The organism is Bordetella saccharivorans (assembly GCF_045862855.1).
Taxonomy (GTDB): domain Bacteria; phylum Pseudomonadota; class Gammaproteobacteria; order Burkholderiales; family Burkholderiaceae_B; genus Bordetella_A; species Bordetella_A petrii_F.
Window position 1 is genome coordinate 3250617 of sequence record NZ_BAAFZO010000001.1, and the last position, 21939, is coordinate 3272555.

Genomic DNA, 21939 nt, shown 5'->3' on the forward strand with positions numbered 1-21939 from the left:
TGGATTGTCGACATGGAGACCAAAATCCTGCCATTGCCCGTTGCCGCCCCGGGCGAATCCGAAACACTGTCGGACCACGTCTTCCGGGCCATCCAGTCGGCCATCGTCAAGGGCGAGATCGCCCCGGGCAGCAAGATTTCCGAGCCGGAACTCGCGCGCACGTACGGCATCAGCCGCGGGCCGCTGCGCGAGGCCATCCACCGCCTGGAAGGCCAGAAGCTGCTGGTGCGCGTGGCCCATGTGGGCGCGCGCGTGGTGGCGCTCAGCCAGCAGGAATTGTGCGAGCTTTATCAAATCCGCGAATCCCTGGAAGGCATGGCCTGCCGGCTGGCCGCCGAGCGCATGACGCCGGCGGCGCTGCAGGAGCTGCGCCGCGTGCTCGAGGCGCACGAGCGCGACGAGGCCTTCCAGGCGGGCCGCGGCTACTACCAGCAGGAGGGCGACTACGACTTTCACTACCGCATCGTCCAGGCCAGCGGCAACCAGATGCTGATCCGCATGCTGTGCGACGAGCTCTATCAACTGGCGCGCATGTACCGCATCCAGTATTCGGCCACGCCCAACCGGCCCCGCCAGGCGTACGCCGAACACCATCGCATTCTCGACGCCATCGCCGATGGCGACGGCGAATTGGCCGAACTCCTGATGCGCCGGCACATCCGCGCATCCCGTCTCAACATCGAACGTCAGATCGCGCAGGGCAACCTGCAGCGCACCGAGGCATGAACATCAAATACCGCAAGCCCCTGCCCGGCACCAGCCTGGATTATTTCGACGCCCGTGCCGCCGTGGAGGCGATCGCGCCCGGCGCGTACGACCACCTGCCCTATACCTCGCGCGTGCTGGCCGAGAACCTGGTGCGTCGCTGCGATCCCGCCCTGCTGGACGACGCGTTGCGGCAACTGGTGGAGCGCCGCCGCGACCTCGATTTCCCGTGGTTTCCGGCGCGCGTGGTGTGCCATGACATCCTCGGCCAGACCGCCCTGGTGGACCTGGCCGGCCTGCGCGATGCCATCGCCGAGAAGGGCGGCGACCCCGCCAAGGTCAACCCGGTGGTGCCGGTGCAGCTGATCGTCGACCATTCGCTGGCGGTCGAGCACGGCGGGTTCGAGCCGGACGCCTTCCAGAAGAACCGCGCCATCGAGGACCGCCGCAACGAGGACCGCTTCCACTTCATCGACTGGACCCGCGAAGCCTTCCGCAACGTCGATGTCGTGCCTCCCGGCAACGGCATCATGCACCAGATCAACCTCGAGCGCATGTCGCCGGTCGTCCATGCCCAGGACGGCGTGGCCTATCCCGATACGCTGGTCGGCACCGACAGCCACACGCCCCACGTCGACGCGCTGGGCGTGCTCGCGGTCGGCGTGGGCGGCCTGGAAGCCGAGAACGTCATGCTCGGCCGCGCTTCCTGGATGCGGCTGCCCGACATCGTCGGCGTCGAGCTCACCGGCCGCCGCCAGCCCGGCATCACCGCCACCGACATCGTGCTGACGCTGACCGAATTCCTGCGCAAGGAAAAAGTGGTGGGCGCCTACCTGGAGTTCTACGGCGAGGGCGCATCCAGCCTGACGCTGGGCGACCGCGCCACGATCTCCAACATGGCGCCGGAATACGGCGCCACGGCGGCGATGTTCTCCATCGATCGCCAGACCATCGACTACCTCAAGCTCACCGGCCGCGACGACGCCCAGGTCCGGCTGGTGGAAACCTACGCCCAGGCCGCCGGCCTGTGGTCCGACAGCCTGAAAGACGCCCAATACGAGCGCGTGCTGCGATTCGACCTGTCCAGCGTGGTGCGCACCCTGGCCGGGCCGTCCAACCCGCATCGCCGGCTGCCGGTCGCCGACCTGGCCGCGCGCGGCATCGCCGGCCCCGCCGAAGTCCAGCCCGGCCTGATGCCGGACGGCGCGGTGATCATCGCGGCCATCACCAGCTGCACCAATACCAGCAATCCGCGCAATGTGATCGCGGCCGGCCTGCTGGCCCGCAACGCCAACCGCGCCGGCCTGGCCCGCAAGCCCTGGGTGAAGACGTCGCTGGCGCCCGGCTCCAAGGCGGTGCAGCTATACCTGGACGAAGCCGGCTTGACCGCCGAGCTGGAACGACTCGGCTTCGGCGTGGTGGCCTTCGCCTGTACCACGTGCAATGGCATGTCCGGCGCGCTGGACCCGCAAATCCAGCAGGAAATCATCGAGCGGGATCTCTACGCCACCGCCGTGCTGTCGGGCAACCGCAATTTCGATGGCCGCATCCATCCCTATGCCAAGCAGGCCTTCCTGGCGTCGCCGCCACTGGTGGTGGCGTATGCGATCGCCGGCACCATCCGCTTCGATATCGAGCAGGACGTGCTCGGCACCGACGCCGACGGCAAGGAAATCCGCCTCAAGGACATCTGGCCGAGCGACGAGGAAATCGACGCCGTCGTCGATGCCGCCGTCAAGCCGGAACAATTCCGCAAGGTATACGAGCCCATGTTCGGCATCCGGGACGAACGCCGCGCGGCCGTCAGCCCGCTCTACGACTGGCGTCCCATGAGCACCTACATCCGCCGTCCGCCGTACTGGGAAGGCGCGCTGGCCGGCGAGCGCACGCTGCGTGGCATGCGGCCGCTCGCGCTGCTGGGCGACAACATCACCACCGACCACCTCTCGCCGTCCAACGCCATCCTGCCGGACAGCGCGGCCGGCGAGTACCTGGCGAAGATGGGCCTGCCGGAAGAGGATTTCAACTCCTACGCCACGCACCGCGGCGACCATCTCACTGCCCAGCGCGCCACCTTCGCCAACCCCAAGCTCTACAACGAGATGGTGCGCGACGCCGACGGCAGCGTGCGGCAGGGGTCGCTGGCGCGGGTCGAGCCGGAAGGCCGGGTGATGCGCATGTGGGAAGCCATCGAAACCTACATGGACCGCAAGCAGCCCCTCATCATCGTGGCGGGCGCCGACTACGGCCAGGGGTCGTCGCGCGACTGGGCGGCCAAGGGCGTGCGCCTGGCCGGCGTCGAGGCCATCGTGGCCGAAGGGTTCGAGCGCATCCACCGCACCAACCTGCTCGGCATGGGCGTGCTGCCGCTGGAGTTCAAGCCCGGCACCGACCGCAAGACGCTGGCGCTGGACGGCACCGAAACCTACGACGTGGCCGGCGAGCGCAAGCCGCGCGCGGACCTGACGCTGATCGTGCGCCGGCGCGACGGCCAGGTCGTCGAAGTGCCCGTGACCTGCCGGCTCGACACGGCCGAGGAAGTCTCCATCTACGAGGCCGGCGGCGTGCTGCAGCGTTTCGCGCAGGACTTCCTCGAGGCCGAATCCGTGGAGACCGCCCGCAAGGCGGTGTAATTCGCCGGCAGCGGGGCGCCGCGCCGGCGTCCCGCCTTTCTTTTCCGCACCCATCGTTTTTCAGGACGCCACCATGGCCCACGCACCCCAGATCAGGATTCCCGCCACCTACATGCGCGGCGGCACGAGCAAAGGCGTGTTTTTCAAGCTGACCGACCTGCCCGAGGCGGCCCAGGTGCCGGGCCCCGAGCGCGACGCGCTGCTGCTGCGCGTGATCGGCAGCCCCGACCCTTACGGCAAGCAGATCGACGGCATGGGGGCGGCCACTTCCAGCACCAGCAAGACGGTCATCCTGGCCAAGAGCAGCCGGCCCGACCATGACGTCGACTATCTGTTCGGCCAGGTATCCATCGACCAGCCTTTCGTCGACTGGAGCGGCAATTGCGGCAACCTGTCCGCCGCGGTCGGCCCGTACGCCATCGCCAACGGGCTGGTGGACCGGCAGCGCGTGCCCGACGACGGCATCGCCGTGGTGCGCATCTGGCAGGCCAATATCGGCAAGACCATCATCGCCCACGTGCCCATGACCGGCGGCGCCGTGCAGGAAACCGGCGACTTCGAACTGGACGGCGTGACCTTCCCGGCCGCCGAGGTGCGCATCGAGTTCCTCGACCCGGCCGATGAAGGCGAGGGCGACGGCGGTTCGATGTTTCCGACCGGCAACCTGGTGGACGACCTGGAAGTGCCCGGTGTCGGCACGTTCAAGGCGACCTTCATCAATTCCGGCATCCCGACCATCTTCCTGGAGGCCGCCGCGCTGGGCTATCGCGGCACCGAACTGCAGGACGACATCAACGGCGACGCCGCCGCCCTGGCGCGCTTCGAGCAGATCCGCGCCCATGGCGCGGTGCGCATGGGCCTGATCGATTCGCCCGAACAGGCCGCCGGGCGCCAGCACACGCCCAAGGTAGCTTTCGTGGCCGCGCCGGCGGACTACGTCGCCTCCAGCGGCAAGCGCATCGCTGCCGGCGATGTGGACCTGCTGGTGCGCGCGCTGTCCATGGGCAAGCTGCATCACGCCATGATGGGCACCGCCTCGGTGGCCATCGCCACGGCCGCCGCGGTGCCCGGCACCCTGGTCAACCTGGCCGCTGGCGGCGGCCAGCGCGACGGCGTGCGCTTCGGCCACCCGTCGGGCACCCTGCGAGTGGGCGCCGAGGCGCGCCAGGTGGACGGCGAATGGACCGTCACCAAGGCCATCATGTCGCGCAGCGCGCGCGTGCTGATGGAAGGCTGGGTGCGGGTACCCGGGTAGGCGGGCGTCCGGCCCCCGCGAGGTGTCTGACTCCTCGGAAGGCTGGGGATTATCAGGACCCCTGAAAAAAAAAGCCTAGGCGCGAGCCCAGGCCTTTTCGCGTGCGCTTGCCGGCGCTTACTTGCGCTTTTCCAGCGGCACGTATTTCTGGTCTTCCGGGCCGACGTAGTTGGCGGTGGGCCGGATGATCTTGTTGTCGACGCGCTGCTCGATGATGTGGGCCGACCAGCCCGCGGTGCGCGCGATGACGAACAGCGGGGTGAACATGGCGGTGGGCACGCCCATCATGTGGTAGCTGACGGCCGAGAACCAGTCCAGGTTGGGGAACATCTTCTTGACGTCCCACATGACGGTTTCCAGGCGCTCGGCGATGTCGAACATCTTGGTGCTGCCGGCCTTCTTCGACAGCTTGCGCGCCACTTCCTTGATGACCTTGTTGCGCGGGTCGGACACCGTGTAGACGGGATGGCCGAAGCCGATGATGACCTCCTTGGCTTCGACGCGGCGGCGGATGTCCGCCTCGGCCTCGTCGGGGCTGTCGTAGCGCTTCTGGACCTCGAAGGCGACCTCGTTGGCGCCGCCATGCTTGGGCCCGCGCAGCGCGCCGATGGCCCCCGTGATGGCCGAGTACATGTCCGAGCCGGTGCCGGCGATGACGCGGCCGGTGAAGGTGGAGGCGTTGAATTCGTGCTCGGCGTACAGGATCAGCGAGGTGTGCATGGCGCGCACCCAGTCATCGGACGGCTTCTGGCCGTGCAGCAGGTGCAGGAAATGGCCACCGATGCTGTCGTCGTCGGTCTGCACGTCGATGATGCGGCCGTTGTGGCTGTAGTGGTACCAGTACAGCAGCGCCGATCCCAGGTTGGCCATCAGGCGGTCGGCGATGTCGCGCGCGCCCGGGATGTTGTGGTCGTCCTTCTCGGGCAGCACGCAGCCCAGCACCGACACGGCCGTGCGCATCACGTCCATGGGATGGCTGGAGGCGGGCAGGGCTTCCAGGGCGTCCTGCAGCTGGGCCGGCAGGCCGCGCAGCGCGCGCAGTTTTTCCTTGTAGGCCTTCAGTTCGGCCTTGGTGGGCAGCTTGCCGTGCACCAGCAAGTGGGCGATTTCCTCGAACTCGGCGGTGCCGGCGAAATCCAGGATGTCATAGCCGCGATAGTGCAGGTCGTTGCCGGTGCGGCCCACCGTGCACAGCGCCGTATTGCCGGCTACCACGCCGGACAGCGCGACGGACTTCTTGGGCTTGAACCCGGTTTTTTCCTCGGCTGGCGCGCTCTCCTTCTTGGCGGCGGGGGCGCTTTGCTTCTTTGGCGAGGTGCTCATGTCTCTGGCTCCTTTGCCCATGCGGGCGTAGATGGGGCGTAAACGCGAAATGCGGAAAATGCGGGCCTACTTGCCTTTGCCCTGCTGGAACAGCGCGTCCAGCTGCGATTCGAAAGCGTGGTAGCCGATGCGGTCGTACAGTTCGTCGCGCGTCTGCATGGTGTCCAGTACGTTCTTCTGGTGGCCGTCGCGGCGGATGGCCTGGTATACGTTCTCGGCGGCCTTGTTCATGGCGCGGAACGCCGACAGCGGGTACAGCACCATGGCCACGCCCACGCCGCGCAGCTCGTCCACCGTGAACAGCGGCGTCTTGCCGAATTCGGTGATATTGGCCAGCACCGGCACCTTGACCGCCTGGGCGAATTTCTCGTAGGTGGGCAGGTCGTAGGCGGCCTCGGCGAAGATGGCGTCGGCGCCCGCTTCCACGCAGGCCAGGGCGCGCTCGATGGCGGCGTCCACGCCGTGCGAGGCGATGGCGTCGGTGCGGGCGATCAGGTAGAAATCCGAATCGGTGCGGGCGTCGGCCGCGGCCTTGACGCGATCGGCCATTTCCTCGGTGCTGACGATTTCCTTGCCGGGCCGGTGGCCGCAGCGCTTGGCGCCGACCTGGTCTTCGATGTGGCAGGCCGCCGCGCCGAACTTGATCAGGCTCTTCACGGTGCGCGCGATATTGAACGCCGACGGGCCGAAGCCGGTGTCGATGTCGACCAGCAGCGGCACGTCGCACACGTCGGTGATGCGGCGTACGTCGGTCAGGACGTCGTCCAGCGTATTGATGCCGAGGTCCGGCAAGCCCAGCGAGCCGGCCGCCACGCCGCCGCCCGACAGGTAGATGGCGCGGTAGCCGGCGCGCTTGGCGAGCAGCGCGTGGTTGGCGTTGATGGCGCCGATGATCTGCAAGGGGGTTTCTTCGGCCAGGGCCTGGCGGAACAGGGCGCCGGGAGAGGCGGGTCGGGTCATGGGCGAGTCTCCGTGGAAGGCACGGGGCGCTCGCTCGGGCGCCCAGGCCAGATGATGTAGCGGAAAGCGTCGCATGCCGGGCCGGGCCCGGAGCTGCGCAATAAATCTGGGTCCTTGCCGCCGGCAGGCAAAGCCGCCGGGAAAGACGCAGGTTTATTGCGTCGCGGCTGGCGCCGCGGCAGGTGTCTGACACCCGGTGGGTGTCAGACACCTGTAAACCAGGACAGCACTCACGCCCTATGAACGTGATGCGCCTCAGTCGGGGACGCGCGGACCCGGCTCAGCCGGTCCGCAGCGTCGCCCCCTTGAGGGAGAAGCGCGCAGCGCTTCGGGGGTGGGTCACACTACTTCAGCAGGTCTTTCACGCCGTCGCGCTCTTCGAGCAGCTCTTTCAGCGTGAAGTCCAGGCGCTCGCGCGAGAAGGCGTCGATTTCCAGGCCCTCGACGCGCTTGTACTCGCCGTTCTCGGTGGTCACCGGCACGCCGTAGATGATGCCTTCGGGGATGCCGTACGAGCCGTCGGACGGGATGCCCATGGTGACCCACTTGCCGTTGCTGCCCAGCACCCAGTCGCGCACGTGGTCGATGGCGGCGTTGGCGGCCGAGGCGGCCGACGACAGGCCGCGCGCATCGATGATGGCGGCGCCGCGCTTGCCCACGGTGGGGATGAAGACGTCGCGGTTCCAGGTGTCGTCGTTGATCAGCTTGGCCAGGCTCTCGCCGCCCACGGTGGCGAAGCGGTAGTCGGGGTACATGGTGGGCGAGTGGTTGCCCCACACGACCAGCTTCTCGATGTCGGCCACGGCCTTGCCCGACTTGGCGGCCAGTTGCGACAGGGCGCGGTTGTGGTCCAGGCGCAGCATGGCGGTGAAGTTCTTGGCGGGCAGGTCCGGCGCCGACTTCATGGCGATGTAGGCGTTGGTGTTGGCCGGGTTGCCGACCACCAGCACCTTCACGTTGCGGCTGGCGACGTCGTTCAGGGCCTTGCCCTGGGCGGTGAAGATCTGGGCGTTGACGCTGAGCAGGTCCTTGCGTTCCATGCCGGGGCCGCGCGGGCGGGCGCCGACCAGCAGGGCCACGTCGGCATCCTTGAAGGCGGTGCGGGGATCGCTGTGCGCGGTCACTTCCTGCAGCAGCGGGAAGGCGCAGTCATCCAGTTCCATGATGACGCCCTTCAGGGCCTTTTGCGCTTTTTCGTCGGGGATTTCGAGCAGTTGCAGAATGACCGGCTGGTCTTTGCCCAGCATTTCGCCGGAGGCGATGCGGAACAGCAGGGCGTAACCGATTTGGCCGGCGGCGCCGGTGACGGCGACACGCATGGCGGGCTTGGACATGAAGGTTCTCCGTAATGAGTTCGGCGAGACAAAAATCTCGCCAATCAGTGTAATCGCTGGGCACGCCCGGGCACGCCGCCGGGGCGGGCGGAATGCTGCGAATCCTAGATCGAATTTACGTATGCGTCAATTGCTCTTATATCTTATATAAGACATAAGACGTTGGACAAGACAGAAGGCGTTGTGCCAAAATGGTATGTTTGCCGGGCAGGGCATACCCGCCGGACGAGCACGCTTCCAACACGACTTCCATGGCAGACCCCAGGCCCGATTCCTCCTCACGCACTCGCGCCGCCCGGCCCGCGGGCGAGGGGGCCGCTTTCAGTCCGCTGTATCGCCAGATCAAGGAACTGCTGGTGCAAAGCCTCGAACGGGGCGAGTGGAAGCCCGGCGAGCTCATCCCCAGCGAGATCGACCTGGCCGCCCGGTTCCAGGTCAGCCAGGGCACGGTCCGCAAGGCCGTCGACGAGCTGGCCGCCGAACACCTGCTGCTGCGCCGCCAGGGCAAGGGCACCTTCGTCGCCACGCACCACGAGGCGCGCGTGCGCTACCGCTTCCTGCGGCTGGCGCCCGACGAAGACAGCGAGGGCGGCCGCGCCGAAAGCCGCATCCTCGAATGCCGGCGGCTGCGCGCGCCGGCCGAGATCGCGCGCGCGCTGGAGCTGCGCGTCGGCGAAACGGTGGTGATGATCCGCCGCCAGCTTTCCATGAACCACCGGCCCACCGTCATCGACGACATCTGGCTGCCCGGGTCGGTGTTCCGCGGCCTGACCCTGGAACTCCTCACTGCCAACAAGGCGCCCCTGTACGGCCTGTTCGAAACCGAATTCGGCGTCAGCATGGTGCGCGCCGACGAAAAGCTGCGCGCCGTCGCGGCGCCGGCCGAGGTCGCCGGCCTGCTGGGCGTGGCGGCGGGTACCCCGATGCTGCAGGTGGACCGCGTTTCCTATACGTATGGCGATCGGCCCGTGGAGGTCCGCCGCGGCCTCTACCTGACTGATCGCTACCATTACCGCAATAGTCTGAATTGATGAGCTTTTTTCCTACGATTTGATACCAACCCGTTGTCTGGGCGAAAATAGAGCGCTTGCCCGCAAGGGCAGTTCCCATTTCGCTGTCACGAATCCCTAGCACCGTAACACCGAGGCCGTCATGTCCGACACCGCTGCCAAGCCACGTCCGCAGTTTCGCAATATTGGCATTGCGCAAATCGCCAGCTACCGCCTGCCCCTGGCGGGCAAACTGTCCATTCTGCACCGCGTCAGCGGCGCGCTGCTGTTCCTCTGTCTTCCCTTGGTCATCCTGCCGCTGTTCGCGGCCAGCGTGGCCTCGCCGGAAAGCTATGCGCAAGTGGCCCAGTACGCGGGCAACCCCTTGGTGAAGCTGGTCCTGCTGGCGTTGGTGTGGGGCTACCTGCACCACTTCTGCGCCGGCATCCGCTACCTGGTGCTGGACCTGCACATCGGCGTGGACAAGGTCTCGGCCCAGAAAAGCGCCGGCGTCGTCTTCGGCGTCAGCCTGGCGCTGACCCTCGTATTCGCCCTCAAACTGTTCGGAGCTCTGTAAATGGCCGCCACCAAGAACTTTGGCCCCAAGCGCCTGGTCGTTGGCGCCCATTACGGCGTCGTGGATTTCATCGCGCAGCGCATCACCGCGGTCATCATGGCCGTCTATACGCTGGTCCTGATCGTCGGCCTGCTGGTCATGCCGTCGTTCTCCTATGAAAACTGGAAGGCCCTGTTCACCTTCCACGTGTACGCGCTTCCCGTCGGCCAGATCCTGGCGACGCTGTTCTTCTTTGCGCTGGCATGGCACGCCTGGATCGGCGTGCGCGACATCTGGATGGATTACGTCAAGCCCACGGGCGTGCGCCTGTTGCTGCAGGTGCTGACCATCCTCTGGCTGGTCGGTTCGGTCGTCTATTTCGCGCAAATCCTCTGGAGTATCTAAGCCGTGGTCTCTGTCATGAATTCCTTGCCGCGCCGCCAGTTCGATGTGGTGGTGGTCGGCGCCGGCGGAGCCGGCATGCGCTGCTCGCTGCAACTGGCCCAGGCGGGCCTGTCGGTGGCGGTCCTGTCCAAAGTGTTCCCCACCCGCTCGCACACCGTGGCCGCGCAAGGCGGCGTCAGCGCGTCGCTGGGCAACATGAGCGAGGACAACTGGTACTGGCACATGTACGACACCGTGAAGGGGTCGGACTGGCTGGGCGACCAGGACGCCATCGAGTTCATGTGCCGCGAAGCGCCCAACGCCGTATACGAGCTCGAGCACTTCGGCATGCCGTTCGACCGCAACGCCGACGGCACCATCTACCAGCGTCCGTTCGGTGGACACACCGCCAATTTTGGTGAAAAACCGGTGCAGCGCGCCTGTGCCGCCGCCGATCGTACCGGCCACGCCCTGCTGCATACGCTCTACCAGCGCAATGTGGCCGCGCGCACCCAGTTCTTCGTCGAATGGATGGCGCTGGACCTGCTGCGCAACGAAGCCGGCGACGTGGTCGGCGTGACCGCGCTGGAAATGGAAACCGGCGATATCTACATCCTGGAAGCCAAGACCACGGTGCTGGCCACCGGCGGCGCCGGCCGCATCTGGGCGGCGTCGACCAACGCCTTCATCAACACCGGCGACGGCCTGGGCATGGCGGCGCGCGCCGGCATCCCGCTGCAGGACATGGAATTCTGGCAGTTCCACCCGACCGGCGTGGCCGGCGCGGGCGTGCTGATCACCGAAGGCGTGCGCGGCGAAGGCGGCATCCTGCTCAACAAGGACGGCGAACGCTTCATGGAGCGCTACGCGCCCACCCTGAAGGACCTGGCGCCGCGCGACTTCGTGTCGCGCTCGATGGACCAGGAAATCAAGGAAGGCCGCGGCTGCGGCCCGGACGGCAGCTACGTGGTGCTCAAGCTCGACCACCTGGGCGCCGACGTCATCAACAAGCGCCTGCCGTCGATCCGCGAGATCGCCATCAAGTTCGGCAACGTCGATCCCATCAAGGAGCCGATCCCGGTCGTGCCCACCATCCACTACCAGATGGGCGGCATCCCGGCCAACTACCACGGCCAGGTGCTGACGCGCGTCAATGGCGAGAACAAGGTCGTCAACGGCCTGTACGCCATCGGCGAATGCGCGGCGGTGTCGGTGCACGGCGCCAACCGCCTGGGCACCAACTCGCTGCTCGACCTGATCGTGTTCGGCCGCGCCACCGGCAACCACATCGTGGCCTCGCACCCCGAGCGCCAGCATGCGCACCAGCCGGTGCCCAAGGAAGCCGTCGACTTCTCCATGGACCGCGTCTCCAAGCTGGAAGCGCGCACCTCGGGCGAGAAGACCCAGGACATCGCCAACGCCATCCGCGTGTCCATGCAGCGTCACTGCGGCGTGTTTCGCACGCTCGAACTGCTCAACGAGGGCGTGGGCCAGATCGAAGACCTGGCCAAGCAGGCCGAGCACGTGTATTTCAAGGACAAGTCCAAGGTGTTCAACACCGCGCGCGTCGAGGCGCTGGAACTGGCCAACATGACCGAAGTGGCGCGCGCCACCATCAAGTCGGCCGCCAACCGCACCGAGAGCCGCGGCGCCCACGCGCTGGACGACCACCCGAACCGCGACGACGAGAACTGGCTGAAGCACACCCTCTGGTATTCCGAGGGCAGCCGCCTCGATTACAAGCCCGTTCAAATGAAGCCCCTGACGGTCGAGTCCTTCCCGCCCAAGGCGCGTACTTTCTAAGCAGGATGCCGTGATGAGCACCAAGAGAATCGTCAAATTCGAAATCTACCGCTACGACCCGGACAAGGACGAGCGCCCGTACATGCAGAAACTGGAGGTCGAGCTCCAGCCCACCGACAAGATGCTGCTCGATGCGCTGGTGCGCATCAAGAACGACGTGGACGACAGCCTGGCGCTGCGCCGCTCGTGCCGGGAAGGCGTGTGCGGCTCGGATGCCATGAACATCAATGGCAAGAACGGCCTGGCCTGCACCACCAACCTGCGCGAGCTCAAAGAGCCCATCGTGCTCAAGCCGCTGCCCGGCCTGCCCGTGATCCGCGACCTGATCGTGGACATGACGCACTTCTTCAACCAGTACCACTCGATCCGCCCCTACCTGATCAACGACGCGCCGCCGCCCGAGCGCGAGCGCCTGCAGTCGCCCGAGGCCCGCGAAGAGCTCGACGGCCTGTACGAATGCATCCTGTGCGCCTGCTGCTCGACCTCGTGCCCGTCGTTCTGGTGGAATCCCGACAAGTTCGTCGGCCCGGCCGGCCTGCTGCAGGCCTACCGGTTCATCGCCGACAGCCGCGACGAAGCCACCGGCGAGCGCCTGGACAACCTGGAAGACCCGTACCGCCTGTTCCGCTGCCACACCATCATGAACTGCGTCGACGTCTGTCCCAAGGGCCTGAACCCCACCAAGGCGATCGGCAAGATCAAGGAACTGATGGTCCGGCGGACGGTCTAGTAGAACGGTGAAGAGATCGACATGAGCGGCCTGACCGAACTCGAACGCACGCGCCTGCGGTGGCGGGCTCGCCGCGGCCTGCTCGAGAACGACCTGATCATCACCCGGTACCTGGACGCCTACGAGACGCAGCTCACCGATGAGGACGTCGACGCGCTGGCCCGGCTGTTCGAGCTTGGCGACAACGACCTGCTCGACCTGCTGCTGGCGCGCAAGGAGCCCGACGGCGAACTCGATACGCCGCGCTTGCGTGCCATCATCGGAAAAATGCGTGAGCTCTGATTAATTGTGAGGAAATAGCGATGAACCTGTCTGACAAAAAAGCCACTCTATCCTTCTCGGACGGCTCCCAGCCGGTCGAGTTTCCCGTGTACAAAGGCACGGTCGGCCCGGACGTCATCGACATCCGCAAGCTGTATGGCCAGACGGGCATGTTCACGTTCGACCCCGGCTTCATGTCGACGGCGGCGTGCGAGTCGGCGATCACCTACATCGACGGCGACAAGGGCGAGCTGCTGTACCGCGGCTATCCCATCGAGCAGCTGGCCGTCAACTGCGACTTTCTCGATATCTGCTACCTGATCCTCAACGGCGAGCTGCCCAACGCCGAGCAGAAGACGGACTTCGATTCGCAAGTGACCCATCACACGATGGTCAACGAGCAACTGCATTTCTTCCTGCGCGGCTTCCGTCGCGACGCCCATCCCATGGCCGTGCTGACCGGCCTGGTGGGCGCGCTGTCGGCGTTCTACCACGACTCCACCGACATCACCAACCCGCAGCACCGCCACGTCTCGGCGATCCGCCTGATCGCCAAGATGCCCACGCTGGTGGCCATGGCGTACAAGTACTCGCAAGGCCAGCCGTATATCTACCCGCAGAACGACTTGTCGTACACCGGCAACTTCCTGCGCATGATGTTCGCCACGCCTTGCGAAGAGTACAAGGTCAACGAGGTCGTCGAACGCGCCCTCGACCGCATCTTCATCCTGCATGCCGACCACGAGCAGAACGCCTCCACCTCCACGGTGCGCCTGTGCGGTTCGTCGGGCACCAACCCGTTCGCCGCCATTTCGGCCGGCGTGGCGTGCCTGTGGGGCCCGGCCCATGGCGGCGCCAACGAGGCGTGCCTGCAGATGCTGGAAGAACTGCAGGCCAATGGCGGCGTGGCCAAGGTCGGCGAGTTCATGGAAAAGGTCAAGGACAAGAACTCGGGCGTGCGCCTGATGGGCTTTGGCCACCGCGTCTACAAGAACTACGACCCGCGCGCCAAGCTGATGCAGGAAACCTGCAAGGAAGTGCTGCAGTCGCTGGGCCTGGAAAAGGACCCGCTGTTCAAGCTGGCCATGGAGCTCGAGCGCATCGCCCTGGAAGACGACTACTTCGTGCAGCGCAAGCTGTACCCCAATGTCGACTTCTACTCGGGCATCGTGCAGCGCGCCATCGGCATCCCGACCTCGCTGTTCACCGCCATCTTCGCGCTGGCGCGCACGGTGGGCTGGATCGCCCAGTGGAACGAAATGCTGTCGGACCCCGACTACAAGATCGGCCGTCCCCGCCAGCTGTTCACCGGCCACGTCACCCGCGACGTGCCCTCGATGGACAAGCGCTGATCGGCTTACGGCAGACCCTGAAAAACGCCCGCAAGGGCGTTTTTTTTGCGACGTCGCCACCGAAAGACCATGATTCCGTCGATTTTTCCCTCCATCGAGAGCCTGCTGCTGCTGTTGGCCGGGCTGGGCGCCGCCCTGGCGCTGCTGGGCTGGCTGGCCGTGTTGGCCGCCAGCCGCGGCGCGCGCCGGCGCTTTGGCCGGCGGCCCTGGCGCAACGCGGTGGTGCTGGTGCTGCTGGCGGCCCTGGCCAGCCCGTATGCGGCGTTTCAGTACCATGGGTGGCGCTATAGCCGGGAACAGGCCCGGCGCGACGCGGCGCGCCATGTGACGCTGGCGCAGCCCCAGACCGTCGGGGGCGTAAGCATGCCCGCCGGCGCGCGCCTGGTGCTCGAAAAAGAGGGCGACCTGGAAACTTATGTCGAGGCGGCGTTCGATGTCCCCGTGCCGGCCTACGGCCTGCGCGTGACCCGGCTGCAGCGCTACCTGCGCGTCGACTACGAAGATGAAACCTATGCGGAAGCGGGCCGCTATCCGCTATCGGTGCACGCATGGGGACCGGGCGCGCAGCAGATCGAGGGATGGCACTGCGACGCGACGCAGGCCGTGCGCTTCGAGGCGCGCGCCAAGGGCCGGGAAATCGTGTTCGACGCCTGCTGGCTGGCCGACGGCAATCGAGCGGGCGAGACGGCCTTGCCGGCCGGTACGGAGCTGCAGCGCCTGGGCGAGATGGTCTATACCGACGGCCATCGCGAGCCGGCGCCCTGGATGGCGCGGGTGCCGGAATCCGCGCCGGTGCGGGTGGCCGGGTTGCGGTTGGGCCCGGCCGTGCTGCACCTGGACGGGCAGGGCGGCCTGCTGCAGGTAAGCACGGCGAGCCTGGCGTGCCGCGTGCGCCTGGCGGGCGCGGAGTATCCCGCGGGCACCGCCGTGATGTCGGCCGGTTATCTGCTGCGCGATCGCGCGCCGGCCGGCGCATGGGTGTTCAGCCCGGCCGCGGGCGCGGCCGGCGAGGGAGACGGGCGGCTGTCGATAGGCGGCGGCATGTTCCTGCTGCGACATCCCGGTGGCGGGGTATTCGGCATCCCGCCCAATGCCGCGGCCGGCGAGCCTGACGCGGGGTGCTCCTGACGCCGGGCCTACATGCCGATGCCGCGCGCCATCAGCGCGGCGAACAGCGGCAGCAGGATGAACAGGTGGGACTCGATCATGACCCAGCGGCGGGCGCGCTTGATCTCGGCCTCGGCGGGCACATAGCCGGGCTGCTGCACGGCCTGCTTGCGCCAGCGCAGGAAGGCCAGGGTGGGTGGAATGGAACAGAGCGCGATGAGAACGAACAACCCGATCTTGGCGTGGAACCACGGGTTGCTCATGTAGAACGCGGCGCCTTTGGCGCCCAGCATCAGCCGCAGCGCGCCGGTGGCCAGCACGGCCAGCGCCGAGGCCAGGTACAGGCGGTCGTACAGCGCCAGCCGCCGCACGGTATCGGGCGACAGGTTGGGGCGCAGCAGCACGGCCTCGGCCGTCATGATGACGACGAGTACGAAAATGGCCAGGTAGTGAAACCAGGCGAGCAGGGCGTCTTGCAGCATGGCGGCTCCGGGAAAAGGGACAAGCGTGTTTGTACCATCGCGGCCCGGTCTTGGCGCGGGCAGGACATCAATAAAAACGGGCGCCCCGCAGGACGCCCGCCAGGTGCTTGCCGCGCGGCGCCGGGGCGCCGCGCGCGGGATCAACGGCGCTGCCGGGCGGCGTCCGCGGCCTCCTGTTGCGCGTCCACGACGGCCAATGCCGTCATGTTGACGATGCGGCGCACGGTGGCGCTGGTCGTCAGGATGTGCACCGGCCGGGCCGCGCCCAGCAGGATGGGGCCCATGGCGATGCCGTTGCTGCCGGTCATCTTCAGCATGTTGTAGGTGATGTTGCCGGTGTCGAGGTTCGGCATGATGAGCAGGTTGGCCGGCCCCTTGAGCTTGCTGTCGGGGTAGGCCAGCATGCGGATCTTTTCCGACAGGGCGGCGTCGGCGTGCATTTCGCCGTCGACCTCCAGGTCGGGCGCGCGTTCCTCAACCAGGCGGCGCGCTTCGGCCATCTTGCGCGACGACTCGGTCATGCGGCTGCCGAAATTCGAATGCGAGAGCAGGGCGATCTTCGGCACCACGCCGAAGCGCAGCATTTCATCGGCGGCTTGCACGGTGATGCTGGCGATTTCCTCGGCCGACGGGTTCTCGTTGACGTGCGTATCGGCCACGAACAGCGTCTGGTTGGGCAGCATCAGCACGTTCAGCGCGGCATACGTATGGCCCGGCTTGCGGCCGATGATCTCGTCCACGTACTTGAGCTGGTTGTCGTACTTGCTGGCGACGCCGCACAGCAGGGCGTCCGCGTCGCCGCGCTGCACCAGCATGGCGCCGATCAGCGTGTTGTGCTTGCGGATCATCGCCTTGGCGATGGCCGGCGTGACGCCTTCGCGGCCCTTGAGCTGGTAGTACGCGTTCCAGGTTTCGTTGAAACGGCTGTCGTCCTCGGGGTCGACGATCTCGATGTTCTGCCCCGGCACCAGGCGCAGGCCGAACTTCTTGACGCGCATTTCGATGACAGCGGGGCGGCCCACCAGGATGGGGCGCGCCAGGTTCTCGTCGACCACGGTCTGCACGGCGCGCAGCACGCGCTCGTCTTCGCCGTCGGCATAGATGACGCGCTTGGGCGCCTGCTTGGCCTGGGCGAACAGCGGCCGCATCAACTGGCCGGAGTGGTACACGAAGCCCATGAGCTTCTGGCGGTAGGCCTCGATGTCCTCGATGGGGCGGGCGGCCACGCCCGACTCGGCGGCGGCGCGCGCCACGGCCGGCGCGATCTGCACGATCAGGCGCGGGTCGAACGGCTTGGGAATGATGTAGTCGGGGCCGAACGACAGTTCCTGGCCCGCATAGGCGTGCGCGACCTCGTCGTTCTGCTCGGCCTGCGCCAGTTCGGCGATGGCCTGCACGCAGGCCAGCTTCATCTCTTCGGTGATGCGCGTGGCGCCCGCATCCATAGCGCCGCGGAAGATGAACGGGAAGCACAGCACGTTGTTGACCTGGTTCGGGTAGTCCGACCGGCCGGTGGCGATGATGCAGTCCGGCCGCGCGGCGCGCGCCACTTCGGGGCGGATTTCCGGCTCGGGATTGGCCAGCGCCAGGATGAGCGGCTTGTCGGCCATGGTCTTGACCATGTCGGCGGTCAGCACGCCGGCGGTGGAGCAGCCCAGGAACACGTCGGCGTCCTTGACCACGTCGGCCAGCGTGCGGGCCTCGGTGCGCTGCGCGTAGCGCTTCTTGTTGGCTTCCATGTTCTCGTCGCGGCCTTCCCAGATGACGCCGCGCGAATCGACCACGTAGATGTTCTCGCGCTTGATGCCCAGGTGCACCAGCAAGTCCAGGCAGGCGATGGCCGCGGCGCCCGCGCCCGAGACGGCCAGCTTGACGTCCGCGATGTTCTTGCCCACGACCTTCAGGCCGTTGAGGACGGCGGCCGACGAGATGATGGCGGTGCCGTGCTGGTCGTCGTGGAACACCGGGATCTTCATGCGCTCGCGCAGCTTCTTCTCGATGTAGAAGCACTCGGGCGCCTTGATGTCTTCCAGGTTCACGCCGCCGAGCGTGGGCTCGAGGGCGGCGATGATGTCGACCAGCTTGTCCGGGTCGGTCTCGGCCAGCTCGATGTCGAACACGTCGATGCCGGCGAATTTCTTGAACAGGCAGCCCTTGCCTTCCATGACCGGCTTGGCCGCCAGCGGCCCGATATTGCCCAGGCCCAGCACGGCAGTGCCGTTGGTGATGACCCCCACCAGGTTGGCGCGCGAGGTGTACTGCGACGCGGCTTCATCGCCCCGGTCGAAGATGGCCATGCACGCCGCCGCCACGCCCGGCGAATAGGCCAGCGACAAGTCGTCCTGGTTGGCCAGTGTCTTGGTCGGCGTGACCGAGATCTTGCCGGGAGTCGGATAGGCGTGATAATCGAGCGCCAGTTTGGTGAGGGTTTCGTCCATTGCTGATGAGATGCCTTGCGGCTCGGCTGACAAAGTAGAAGACGGGCCCGCCAGGGGCCCGTCCGGGAATGCGAAGGCGTCTATTTCAACAGAAAGTCGCTGTATATGTTTGCTGCGGTGCAGCGTAATGGGTTCGCGGCGGATGCAGCCCAGGTCGAGGGGCGCGGTCGTACGCACGGGGTGTCAGGCACCTGCGGAGCCTGACACCTGGGGCCACCAGGCTTGCGAGTTGCCCCTTGTCCGCCCTTGGGTGTCAGGCTCCGCAGGTGCCTGACACCTCCTCCGGATCGCCGCCTAGCGCAGCCAGGGGGGCATGCGCCGCTCACCGGCGGCCAGCCTGGCCCGCGCCGCCTGGCGGGCCGCATCGAAGCGCGTGTCCCGCTCCGCCAGCAGGTCGAGCGCATGCAGCACGATCCAGTCCGCGCCGACTTCGAAGAAATCGCGCAGTTGCGCGCGCGTATCGCTGCGCCCGAAGCCGTCCGTGCCCAGGGTCCGGCAGGGCGCGGCGATCCAGGCGCGGATCTGGTCGGGCACGGCGCGGACATAATCGCTGGCGGCGACTACCGGCGCATCGCCGGGCAGGCATTGCTCGATCCAGGACTGCCGGCCCGGCGCCGCCAGGCCGAGCGCGCGCTCGCGTTCACAGGCGCGGCCGTCGCGCGCCAGTTCGGAAAAACTGGTCACGCTCCAGACCTCGGCGGCCACGCCATGGTCGTGCAGCAGCCGCTCGGCCGCCTGCAGCGCTTCGCCCAGCATCGGCCCGGCGCCCAGCAGGCGCACCTGCGCCGTGCCCGGCGCGGCGCGCACGCGATGCATGCCGCGCAGGATGCCCTCGCGCGCGCCGGGGTCGGGCAGGCTGGGCTGCGCCAGGTTCTCGTTGGTCACGGTCAGGTAATAGAACTCGTCGCATTGCTCGTCGAGCATGCGCCGCATGCCGTGTTCCAGGATGACCGCGACTTCGTAGGCATGGGCCGGATCGTAGGCGCGGCAGTTCGGCACCGCCGCGGCCATCAGGTGGCTGGCGCCGTCCTGGTGCTGCAGGCCTTCGCCGCCGAGCGTGGTGCGGCCCGACGTGGCGCCGATGAGGAAGCCGCGCGTGCGCTGGTCGGCGGCCGCCCAGATCAGGTCGCCGATGCGCTGGAAGCCGAACATCGAGTAATAGATATAGAACGGCAGCATGGACAGGCCGTTGACCGAGTAGCTGGTGCCGGCCGCGGTCCAGGACGAGATCGCCCCGGCCTCGGTAATGCCTTCCTCCAGGATCTGCCCGTCGTGGGCTTCGCGGTAGTACAGCACCGAGCCGATGTCCTCCGGCTCGTACAACTGGCCCTGCGCGGAATAGATGCCCACTTGCCGGAACAGGTTGGCCATGCCGAAAGTGCGGGCCTCGTCGGCCACGATGGGGACGATGCGCGAGCCCAGGGCCTCGTCCTTGAGCAGGGCGCCGAGCATGCGCACCACGGCCATGGTGGACGACATTTCCTTGCCGTCGGCCTGCAGCGCGAAGCGCGCCCACTGGTCGGCCGCCGGCACGGGCAGGCGCGGGGCCGTGGTGCGGCGGCGCGGCAGGTGCCCGCCCAGCGCCGCCCGGCGGGCCTGCAGGTAGCGCAACTCGGCGCTGTCGGCCGCCGGTTTGTAGAACTTCAAGGCCAGGCAGTCGGCGTCCGAGATGGGCAGCGCGAAGCGGTCGCGGAACGCCAGCAGGGCCTCGTCGTCGAGTTTCTTCTGCTGGTGGGTCGTCATCTTGCCCTGGCCGGCAGCGCCCATGCCGTAGCCCTTCTTGGTCTGCGCCAGGATGACGGTGGGCTGGCCGCGGTGGCGCACCGCGCGGTGGTAGGCCGCGTGGATCTTGACGATGTCGTGGCCGCCGCGGCGCAGGCGGTCGATGGCCTCGTCCGACCAGTCCGCCACCAGGGCGGACAGTCCGGGGTTCTGGTTGAAGAAGTGGGCCCGGTTGTAGGCGCCGTCCTTGGCGGCGAAGGTCTGGAACTGGCCGTCGACGGTACGCGAGAAGGCGCGCGCCAGGATGCCGTCGCCGTCGCGCGCCAGCAGCGCATCCCAGTCGCCGCCCCAGACCAGCTTGATCACATTCCAGCCCGCGCCCGCGTACAGCGTCTCCAGTTCGTCGATGATGCGGCCGTTGCCGCGCACCGGGCCGTCCAGCCGCTGCAGGTTGCAGTTCACCACGAACACCAGGTTGTCGAGTTTCTCGCGCGCGGCCAGCGTCAGGGCGGCGATGGATTCGGGTTCGTCCATTTCGCCGTCGCCGAAAATGCCCCACACCTTGCGGTCGGACGGCTGGGCCAGCGAACGATGCTCCAGGTAGCGCATGAAGCGCGCCTGGTAGATGGCATTGATCGGCCCGATACCCATCGACCCGGTGGGAAATTGCCAGAAATCCGGCATCAGCCAGGGGTGCGGGTACGACGACAGGCCGCGCAGGCCGCGCGCCTGCGCGGTGATCTCCTGGCGGAAATGCGCCAGGTCCGCGTCGTCGAGAAAGCCTTCCAGGTAGGCGCGGGCATAGACGCCGGGCGCCGAATGCGGCTGCAGGTAGACCAGGTCGCCGGCGAAGTCCGCCGCCGGCGCGCGGAAGAAGTGGTTGAAGCCGACCTCGAACAGGTCGGCGGCCGATGCGTAGCTGGCGATATGGCCGCCCAGTTCGCCGTGGGCCTGGTTGGCGCGCACCACCATGGCCAGGGCGTTCCAACGGTTGATCGAGGCGATGCGTTCTTCAATGGCCAGGTCGCCGGGGAAGGGCGGCTCGTCGCGCAGGGGGATGGTGTTCAGGTAGGCGCTGCGGGTCTGGCCCGCCGCGCGCACGCCCAGCGCCGCCGCGTGCGCCAGCACCTGTTCCAGCACGTACTCCGCGCGCGGCGTGCCGGCCTGCTGCACCAGCGATTCCAGGGCCTCGCGCCATTCGGCGGTTTCGGCGGGATCGGTGTCGTCCGGAAGAGCGGCGGGGGTGGGGTCAAGCATGGCGTGGTCTCCGTTGGATCGACCATGCTAGCGCTTTCGTTCAGGCATGAGTGTTCGAAAATGCGCCAACAATCGGGTGGTGACGGCATAATGTGCTGGAATATATCGATTTCAAGGATGATCATGCCGAGCGCAACGCTGGACAGCACCGACCGCCGCATCCTGGCCATCTTGCAGACGGATTCCAGCCTGACCAATGTCGAGCTGGCCCGCCGCGTGCATTTGTCGCCGTCGCCGTGCCTGGCGCGGGTCAAGGCCCTGGAGGCCGCCGGCGTGATCCGCGGCTACGTCGCGCTGGCCGATCCCCTGCAACTGGGACTGAGCTTGAACGTGTTCATCCAGGTCAGCCTGGAAAAGCAGGTGGAAGCCGAGCTGGAGCGATTCCAGAACGCCATGGCCGAGTGCCCGGAAGTGATGGAGTGCTACTTGATGAGCGGCGATTCCGATTATCTGCTGCGCGTGGTGGTGCCGGACATGCAGGGGCTGGAGCGCTTCGTGGTGAGCCGGTTGTCGCGTATCCCGGGGGTGCGCAATATCCGGTCGGGATTTGCGTTGAAGCAGGTCAAGTACCAGACCGCGCTGCCGCTGGGCTGACGGCCGCCGCCCCGCGGAGCGCTAGAATCGGGCGGATAGCCATTCCCTGGAGCC

18 protein-coding genes are annotated in these 21939 nt (G+C 67.1%); 12 read left to right on the forward strand and 6 right to left on the reverse strand.

Annotated elements, in window-relative coordinates; all coding sequences use genetic code 11:
- The first annotated feature begins 12 nt into the window (after positions 1 to 12).
- From ACKTT0_RS15620 to prpF, 3 genes are all read left to right on the forward strand, one after another.
- Positions 13 to 726, forward strand: coding sequence for a GntR family transcriptional regulator (locus ACKTT0_RS15620; RefSeq protein ID WP_028354315.1), 714 nt, complete (start codon positions 13 to 15; stop codon positions 724 to 726).
- Positions 723 to 3338: a Fe/S-dependent 2-methylisocitrate dehydratase AcnD gene (gene acnD / locus ACKTT0_RS15625; protein WP_407850749.1), complete on the forward strand. Its 2616-nt coding sequence runs from the start codon at positions 723 to 725 to the stop codon at positions 3336 to 3338. The genes ACKTT0_RS15620 and acnD overlap by 4 nt, the downstream gene beginning before the upstream one ends.
- A gap of 73 nt (positions 3339 to 3411) precedes the next feature.
- Positions 3412 to 4593: a 2-methylaconitate cis-trans isomerase PrpF gene (gene prpF / locus ACKTT0_RS15630; RefSeq protein WP_407850750.1), complete on the forward strand. Its 1182-nt coding sequence runs from the start codon at positions 3412 to 3414 to the stop codon at positions 4591 to 4593.
- A 117-nt stretch (positions 4594 to 4710) separates the two neighbouring features.
- On the opposite strand, the gene prpC is transcribed toward prpF, so the two are convergent.
- The 3 genes from prpC to ACKTT0_RS15645 form a co-directional block, all read right to left on the reverse strand.
- Entirely contained in the window at positions 4711 to 5916 is a 1206-nt protein-coding gene (gene prpC, locus ACKTT0_RS15635) for a bifunctional 2-methylcitrate synthase/citrate synthase (protein WP_028354312.1), read from the reverse strand.
- A 66-nt stretch (positions 5917 to 5982) separates the two neighbouring features.
- Entirely contained in the window at positions 5983 to 6876 is an 894-nt protein-coding gene (gene prpB / locus ACKTT0_RS15640; RefSeq protein ID WP_028354311.1) for a methylisocitrate lyase, read from the reverse strand.
- Positions 6877 to 7220: 344 nt separating this feature from the next.
- Complete coding sequence (locus tag ACKTT0_RS15645; protein WP_407850751.1) at positions 7221 to 8210, reverse strand: malate dehydrogenase; 990 nt, start codon at positions 8208 to 8210, stop codon at positions 7221 to 7223.
- A gap of 251 nt (positions 8211 to 8461) precedes the next feature.
- On the opposite strand from ACKTT0_RS15645, the gene ACKTT0_RS15650 reads away from it, so the two are divergent.
- The 8 genes from ACKTT0_RS15650 to ACKTT0_RS15685 all read left to right on the forward strand — a co-directional run bounded on the left by ACKTT0_RS15650 (position 8462) and on the right by ACKTT0_RS15685 (position 15413).
- Positions 8462 to 9241: a GntR family transcriptional regulator gene (locus ACKTT0_RS15650; protein WP_028354309.1), complete on the forward strand. Its 780-nt coding sequence runs from the start codon at positions 8462 to 8464 to the stop codon at positions 9239 to 9241.
- Positions 9242 to 9362: 121 nt separating this feature from the next.
- Entirely contained in the window at positions 9363 to 9776 is a 414-nt protein-coding gene (gene sdhC / locus ACKTT0_RS15655) for a succinate dehydrogenase, cytochrome b556 subunit (RefSeq protein ID WP_407850752.1), read from the forward strand.
- Positions 9777 to 10160, forward strand: a complete 384-nt coding sequence (gene sdhD, locus ACKTT0_RS15660; protein WP_028354307.1) for a succinate dehydrogenase, hydrophobic membrane anchor protein — start codon at positions 9777 to 9779, stop codon at positions 10158 to 10160.
- 3 nt (positions 10161 to 10163) lie between these two features.
- Complete coding sequence (gene sdhA, locus ACKTT0_RS15665) at positions 10164 to 11942, forward strand: succinate dehydrogenase flavoprotein subunit (protein ID WP_407850753.1); 1779 nt, start codon at positions 10164 to 10166, stop codon at positions 11940 to 11942.
- A 13-nt stretch (positions 11943 to 11955) separates the two neighbouring features.
- Positions 11956 to 12672 carry a succinate dehydrogenase iron-sulfur subunit gene (locus tag ACKTT0_RS15670; RefSeq protein ID WP_028354305.1) on the forward strand — a complete coding sequence of 239 codons (717 nt, stop codon included), beginning with the start codon at positions 11956 to 11958 and terminating at the stop codon, positions 12670 to 12672.
- Between the two features lie 21 nt (positions 12673 to 12693).
- Positions 12694 to 12954, forward strand: a complete 261-nt coding sequence (locus tag ACKTT0_RS15675) for a succinate dehydrogenase assembly factor 2 (protein ID WP_407850754.1) — start codon at positions 12694 to 12696, stop codon at positions 12952 to 12954.
- Between the two features lie 20 nt (positions 12955 to 12974).
- Entirely contained in the window at positions 12975 to 14285 is a 1311-nt protein-coding gene (locus ACKTT0_RS15680) for a citrate synthase (protein WP_407850755.1), read from the forward strand.
- Positions 14286 to 14354: 69 nt separating this feature from the next.
- Positions 14355 to 15413 (forward strand): hypothetical protein, encoded by a 1059-nt coding sequence (locus ACKTT0_RS15685; RefSeq protein WP_407850756.1) that lies wholly within the window; start codon positions 14355 to 14357, stop codon positions 15411 to 15413.
- 8 nt (positions 15414 to 15421) lie between these two features.
- On the opposite strand, the gene ACKTT0_RS15690 is transcribed toward ACKTT0_RS15685, so the two are convergent.
- The 3 genes from ACKTT0_RS15690 to mdeB all read right to left on the reverse strand — a co-directional run bounded on the left by ACKTT0_RS15690 (position 15422) and on the right by mdeB (position 21291).
- Complete coding sequence (locus tag ACKTT0_RS15690) at positions 15422 to 15874, reverse strand: DUF2214 family protein (protein ID WP_407850757.1); 453 nt, start codon at positions 15872 to 15874, stop codon at positions 15422 to 15424.
- Between the two features lie 140 nt (positions 15875 to 16014).
- Entirely contained in the window at positions 16015 to 18312 is a 2298-nt protein-coding gene (locus tag ACKTT0_RS15695; protein ID WP_407850758.1) for an NADP-dependent malic enzyme, read from the reverse strand.
- A 294-nt stretch (positions 18313 to 18606) separates the two neighbouring features.
- The gene (gene mdeB, locus ACKTT0_RS15700) at positions 18607 to 21291 is read right to left on the reverse strand and encodes an alpha-ketoglutarate dehydrogenase (protein ID WP_407850759.1); all 2685 of its coding nucleotides are present in this window, start codon (positions 21289 to 21291) and stop codon (positions 18607 to 18609) included.
- Positions 21292 to 21414: 123 nt separating this feature from the next.
- Here mdeB and ACKTT0_RS15705 point away from each other — a divergent pair, with 123 nt between their 5' ends.
- Positions 21415 to 21885, forward strand: coding sequence for an Lrp/AsnC family transcriptional regulator (locus tag ACKTT0_RS15705; RefSeq protein WP_407850760.1), 471 nt, complete (start codon positions 21415 to 21417; stop codon positions 21883 to 21885).
- Positions 21886 to 21939: the final 54 nt, after the last annotated feature.